This window comes from Phyllobacterium sp. P5_D12 (genome assembly GCF_054049495.1).
This window is the reverse complement of record NZ_JBFUMG010000322.1, coordinates 1-5,127: the sequence shown is the minus strand read 5'-3', so window position 1 is coordinate 5,127 and position 5,127 is coordinate 1. Positions and strand designations below refer to the sequence as shown.

At 57.4% G+C, this 5,127-nt stretch carries 4 protein-coding genes; 2 read left to right on the top strand and 2 right to left on the bottom strand.

What is annotated here, in order from left to right; genetic code table 11:
* Window positions 1-201: 201 nt before the first annotated feature.
* Window positions 202-1,257: a dipeptidase gene (locus tag ACXJ5O_RS18310; RefSeq protein WP_457301140.1), complete on the bottom strand. Its 1,056-nt coding sequence runs from the start codon at window positions 1,255-1,257 to the stop codon at window positions 202-204.
* A gap of 298 nt (window positions 1,258-1,555) precedes the next feature.
* On the opposite strand from ACXJ5O_RS18310, the gene ACXJ5O_RS18305 reads away from it, so the two are divergent.
* Together ACXJ5O_RS18305 and ACXJ5O_RS18300 are read left to right on the top strand one after the other, a co-directional pair.
* Window positions 1,556-1,795 carry a FitA-like ribbon-helix-helix domain-containing protein gene (locus tag ACXJ5O_RS18305; protein WP_457301139.1) on the top strand — a complete coding sequence of 80 codons (240 nt, stop codon included), beginning with the start codon at window positions 1,556-1,558 and terminating at the stop codon, window positions 1,793-1,795.
* Window positions 1,792-2,214, top strand: a complete 423-nt coding sequence (locus ACXJ5O_RS18300; RefSeq protein WP_457301138.1) for a PIN domain-containing protein — start codon at window positions 1,792-1,794, stop codon at window positions 2,212-2,214. Before ACXJ5O_RS18305 ends, ACXJ5O_RS18300 begins: the two co-directional genes overlap by 4 nt.
* 42 nt (window positions 2,215-2,256) lie before the next feature.
* Here ACXJ5O_RS18300 and gyrB read toward each other — a convergent pair whose 3' ends face one another.
* Window positions 2,257-4,698 carry a DNA topoisomerase (ATP-hydrolyzing) subunit B gene (gene gyrB, locus ACXJ5O_RS18295; RefSeq protein WP_457301137.1) on the bottom strand — a complete coding sequence of 814 codons (2,442 nt, stop codon included), beginning with the start codon at window positions 4,696-4,698 and terminating at the stop codon, window positions 2,257-2,259.
* Window positions 4,699-5,127: the final 429 nt, after the last annotated feature.

Here is a 5,127-nt window from a genome sequence, read left to right as displayed (position 1 = left end):
AGCTTCAGCAGGATCGAGCGTTATCACATCATCGATGGCGAAGGCTTCGACCAGAGTATCGGCTGGCGTCTCGGCCCATGCCGGTACGCCGGAAAGCAACACCGTGGACAGCGCCGCGCTGCCAAGCAGAAGCCGGAATTTCGGGTTTATCTGGTTCATCAACATTGTTCTGGTTCCCTGTTTATGAGCAATTTCACTTTTCTAATTTTCTTCGTGCCAGGCCGAGCGCAATACCCGCAGCCAGTTTTCGTGGCAGATTTTTGCCAGGTCATCTCCGGCATATCCGGCGTCGCGCAGCGCCGCGACAAGATTTTGATTGCCGCTCGCATCGGCAATCTCGCCGGGGATTTTAGCACCGTCGAAATCAGAACCAAGCGCTACGCAATCGATACCCATGCGGTTGACCATGTAGTCGATGTGGCGGACCATGTCGGTCAGCGGCGTATCGGCATTCTYACGCGCGTCGGGGCGCAGCATGGCCACCGCATAATTCAGCCCGACGAGCCCCCGGCTTTCTCGTATGGCGTCAAGCTGCTTGTCTGTCAGATTGCGCGCGACAGGCGTCAGCGCGTGAACATTGGAATGACTGGCGACAAGAGGCTGATCGCTGATCCGCGCCACATCCCAGAAACCCTTTTCGGTGATATGCGCGAGATCAATGAGGATGCCGAGACGATTGCAGGCCTTGACCAGTTCTTCGCCGATCGCGGTGAGTCCGGGTCCCGTATCCGGGCTCATCGGATAGGCGAAGGGCACACCGTGGGCGAAGATATTGTTGCGGCTCCACACTGGACCGAGCGAACGCAAGCCGGCGGCGTAGAACACATCGAGCGCGGCAAGATCGGCGCCAATCGCCTCGCAGCCCTCCATATGGAGCACCGCAGCGAACATGTCGCTTTGCATGCACTCGGTAATCTCGGCCGTGCTGCGGCATAATTTCCAGCCGCCGAACCGCTGGAGCTTCAGCGCGATCGAGGCCATTTCCAGCGCAATGTCGAGGGATGGGGCTCGCTCCAGCGGCGCTGCGAGCGGCGTAGAATAATGGCCATTGGCGTCTGGCGCCTTGAAGGCAAGATCACCGGATGGAACATAGATGGCGCAGAGCCCGCCGATCAACCCGCCCTTGAGCGCCCTGATCTTGTCGATGTGCCCGGAGGTGGTGCCTTCGATGAACTCCTGAACCGGATCCGCCCCGTCTCTCGAATGTTTCCACAACCGGTAAAGCACATCGTTGTGACCATCGAAGACAGGCTGCATTTCAATTCCCGATCAGATTGACTTGAAAAAAGGCCACATGTTCGCCGGGTAATCTTTTGTCGACCCCTCGGCGCCCATCGCCCTTTTTCGACAAAAGATCATGATGCCCGCGAACAGGCAAGAGAGTTGTTGTACAAAAGTATAAAAAGCCCCCTGCGTTGCAAACCCCTGACGAGTAGCTGTCTGGCACAACCTGTGGATCGTGGCTGTCGCGCCTGAGATGTGAAACTATCTCTCGGCCGCGTATTGATATCAAACCCCACCATATGATATCATAAAGCTCAGGAGGTTGACCAATATGCCGGCTGTCACTGTTAGAAATCTGCCAGAGGAAACTCACCGCGCGCTGAAGCTACGCGCAGCTCAGCACGGTCGCAGTACCGAGGCGGAAATCCGCGAGATACTTGAGGAGGCAATCCGTCCGAAGGACCGCGTTAAGGTTGGTTCGGAGCTTGCTGCATTTGGCCGTCGATTTGGCGGTCTCGACCTCGACGTACGACGCGACCAAACACCCGCCAAACCGGCAAAGTTTGAATGATCATACTCGACACAAATGTCGTTTCAGAACCGATGAAACCCAACGCCAGTCCTGCTGTCTTGGCTTGGCTCGACAGGCAGGCGGCAGAAACGCTTTACCTCACGACCACAAGTATGGCCGAGTTGCTATTGGGAATAGCGATTTTGCCGAGCGGCAAGCGTAAAGAAGGTCTGGACAACGCACTCTCCGACCTCATGAGCTATCTCTTCGGGTCGCGCATACTGACGTTCGACCAAGCCGCTGCTAAAGCCTACGCGCCTCTTGTCAGTCGCGCGCGCGTTTCAGGCAGCACCATCGCACTGGCGGACGGCCAAATTGCCGCGATAGCTATGGCCAATGGATTTACCGTTGCTACTCGCGACACCCGCCCATTTACCGCCGCTGGTGTTGCCGTCACTAACCCTTGGCTCGAAGAATAAATGAGCAAAACCGCGATGAAACGTCCGCATAATGTTTAACAACTAAACATCCAGATTGGCCACGCTCAGCGCATTATCCTGGATGAACTCACGCCGGGGCTCGACATCGTCGCCCATCAATCTTGAAAACAGGCTGTCGGCGTCGGTGGCATCATTCACCTTCACCTGCAGCAATGAGCGGGCGTTGGGATCCAGCGTCGTTTCCCAGAGCTGGTCTGCATTCATCTCGCCGAGACCCTTATAACGCTGCAACGAAAGACCCTTGCGCCCGGCGGCAAACACAGCCTCCAGCAAGGCTATCGGTCCTGCAACGGAATCCGATTTGTCCTTGCGGCGCAGAACCGGCGGCTTGGAATAGATGTCATGCAGACGCGCCGAATAGCGGTCGAGCTGGCGCGCATCGGCGGAACCGATCAGCGCCATATCGAGCGTGACAGTTTCCTTGACGCCGCGCAGTGAACGCTCGAAGACATAGCCGTCGACACCATCATCCGGCGTCGCCAGGCGGCCGCTCCAGCCCTTTTCGGTTTCCTCTGCGATCAGATCGAGACGCCCGGCAACCTCAGTCACCAGCGCCTGGGCTCGCACTGTGTCGGAAATGGCTTCCGGGTTCAGCGCACCGGCGATGGTCGCCTGTTCAACGACCGMACGGTCATAACGGGTGTTCAAACCCTGCAGCAGATGACGGACAGCCAATGCATCGGTGATGACGGAGCGCAGATCGGGACCTGTGCGAACCTCACCAGAGTCGAGCTCCAGCGCGGCTTCTTCCAGCCCGGAATCGATCAGAAACTCCTCATAGGCGACTTCGTTCTTGATGTACTGCGAGGATTTTCCGCGCGAAACCTTATAGAGCGGCGGCTGCGCAATATAGATATGGCCGCGCTCGATCAGCTCGGGCATCTGGCGGAAGAAGAACGTCAAAAGCAACGTGCGAATATGCGCGCCATCCACGTCAGCGTCGGTCATGATGATGATCTTGTGATAGCGCAGCTTGTCCGGATTGAACTCGTCCTTGCCGATGCTGGTGCCAAGCGCCAGAATCAGCGTACCGATCTGGTCGGATGACAACATGCGGTCAAGCTTGACGCGTTCGACATTGAGAATCTTGCCGCGCAGCGGCAGGATCGCCTGGTTCTGGCGCGAGCGCCCACCCTTGGCGGAGCCACCGGCGCTGTCACCCTCGACGATGAAGATTTCCGATTTGGCCGGGTCCTTTTCCTGGCAATCGGCAAGCTTGCCCGGCAGCGAGCTGATGCTCAGCGAATTCTTGCGGGTGATGTCGCGCGCTTTACGAGCGGCCTCGCGAGCGGAGGCAGCCTGGATGACCTTTTCGACGAGGACCTTGCCCTCCGCCGGGTGTTCTTCGAGCCAAGTCGAAAGCGCCTCGTTGACGAGGCTTTCCACGACCGCGCGCACTTCGGACGAAACAAGCTTGTCCTTGGTCTGCGAGGAAAACTTCGGGTCTGGAACCTTGACGGAAAGAACTGCGGTCAAACCCTCGCGGCAATCATCGCCGGAGAGCGTCACCTTGGCCTTCTTGGCCTGGCCGGTGTTTTCCGCATAGCCGGTCATCTGGCGTGTCAGCGCGCCACGGAAACCGGCGAGGTGTGTGCCGCCATCGCGCTGCGGAATATTGTTGGTGAAGCAGAGAACATTCTCGTGATAGCTGTCATTCCACCACATGGCGACTTCAACCACCGTGTCATCACGCTCGCCGCGAATATAGATTGGCTCGGTGACCAGCTCTTTCTTGCTGCGGTCAAGATACTTGACGTAGGCGGTCAGTCCACCCTCATAGAAAAGTTCGAGATCGACAGGATCGGCATGGCGGCGATCGGAGAGCAGGATACGCACACCCGAATTCAGGAAAGCGAGTTCGCGCAGCCGGTGTTCGAGTGTCTTGAAATCGAACTCCACCATGGTGAATGTGTCGGTCGATGGCAGAAACGAAACTTCCGTTCCGGTCAACCCATCGGAATCGCCCGTCTCCCGCAATGGCGCATCGGCGACGCCATGGGTGAAGCTCATCTCGTAGATTTTGCCCTGGCGGCGAATCTTCAATCTCAGCCAGACAGAGAGCGCATTGACGACGGAAACGCCAACGCCATGCAGACCACCGGAAACCTTGTAGGAGTTCTGATCGAACTTACCCCCGGCATGCAGCTGCGTCATGATGACTTCCGCTGCGGAAACACCTTCGGAGTGCATATCGGTCGGGATACCGCGGCCGTTGTCGGTCACCGTGCAGGAACCATCGGGATTCAGTGTCACGGTGACACGCGTCGCGTGGCCCGCCAGCGCTTCGTCGATGGCATTGTCGACGACTTCGTAGACCATGTGGTGAAGGCCGGATCCGTCATCCGTATCACCGATATACATTCCAGGGCGTTTGCGTACAGCATCCAACCCCTTGAGGACTTTGATGGACTCCGCACCGTATTCCGGTGAGGATTCGACTGTCATCTCGGGTGTATCACTCATATAAAATTCAATCTTTCCTGACGCCTGAACTGGCGCGCCCGTCCTTATAGCATAGCTTGGGCGAATCATGGCCCCATTACCGCATTAGATATAGTGATTAATGCAGGTTTTTCCAATTCTGGAGGGCTTGATATCCACGGATGATGGCGGGATTTTGCCTTGGTGGCGCAACGCGGCTGCAAGCCACACCTCGTGAAGCCAGAACGGACGCAGATTGGCAGGCCCGGCCGTTTGTCTCCGTTGCAGCAAACAGTATGCTATACCACCCGCCAATTCCTGTCAGAACGCGCGCACCAATTGGTGATTTTCACGCGGACTCAAATCATTCGATRATCTGCACACTGCCCTCGGCCGCCGGCTTTGCAATGGGCGATTGTGCGTCGAGGAAACCGTTCACTTCGCCAAAGGTGAGGCTGCCATCCCTATCCC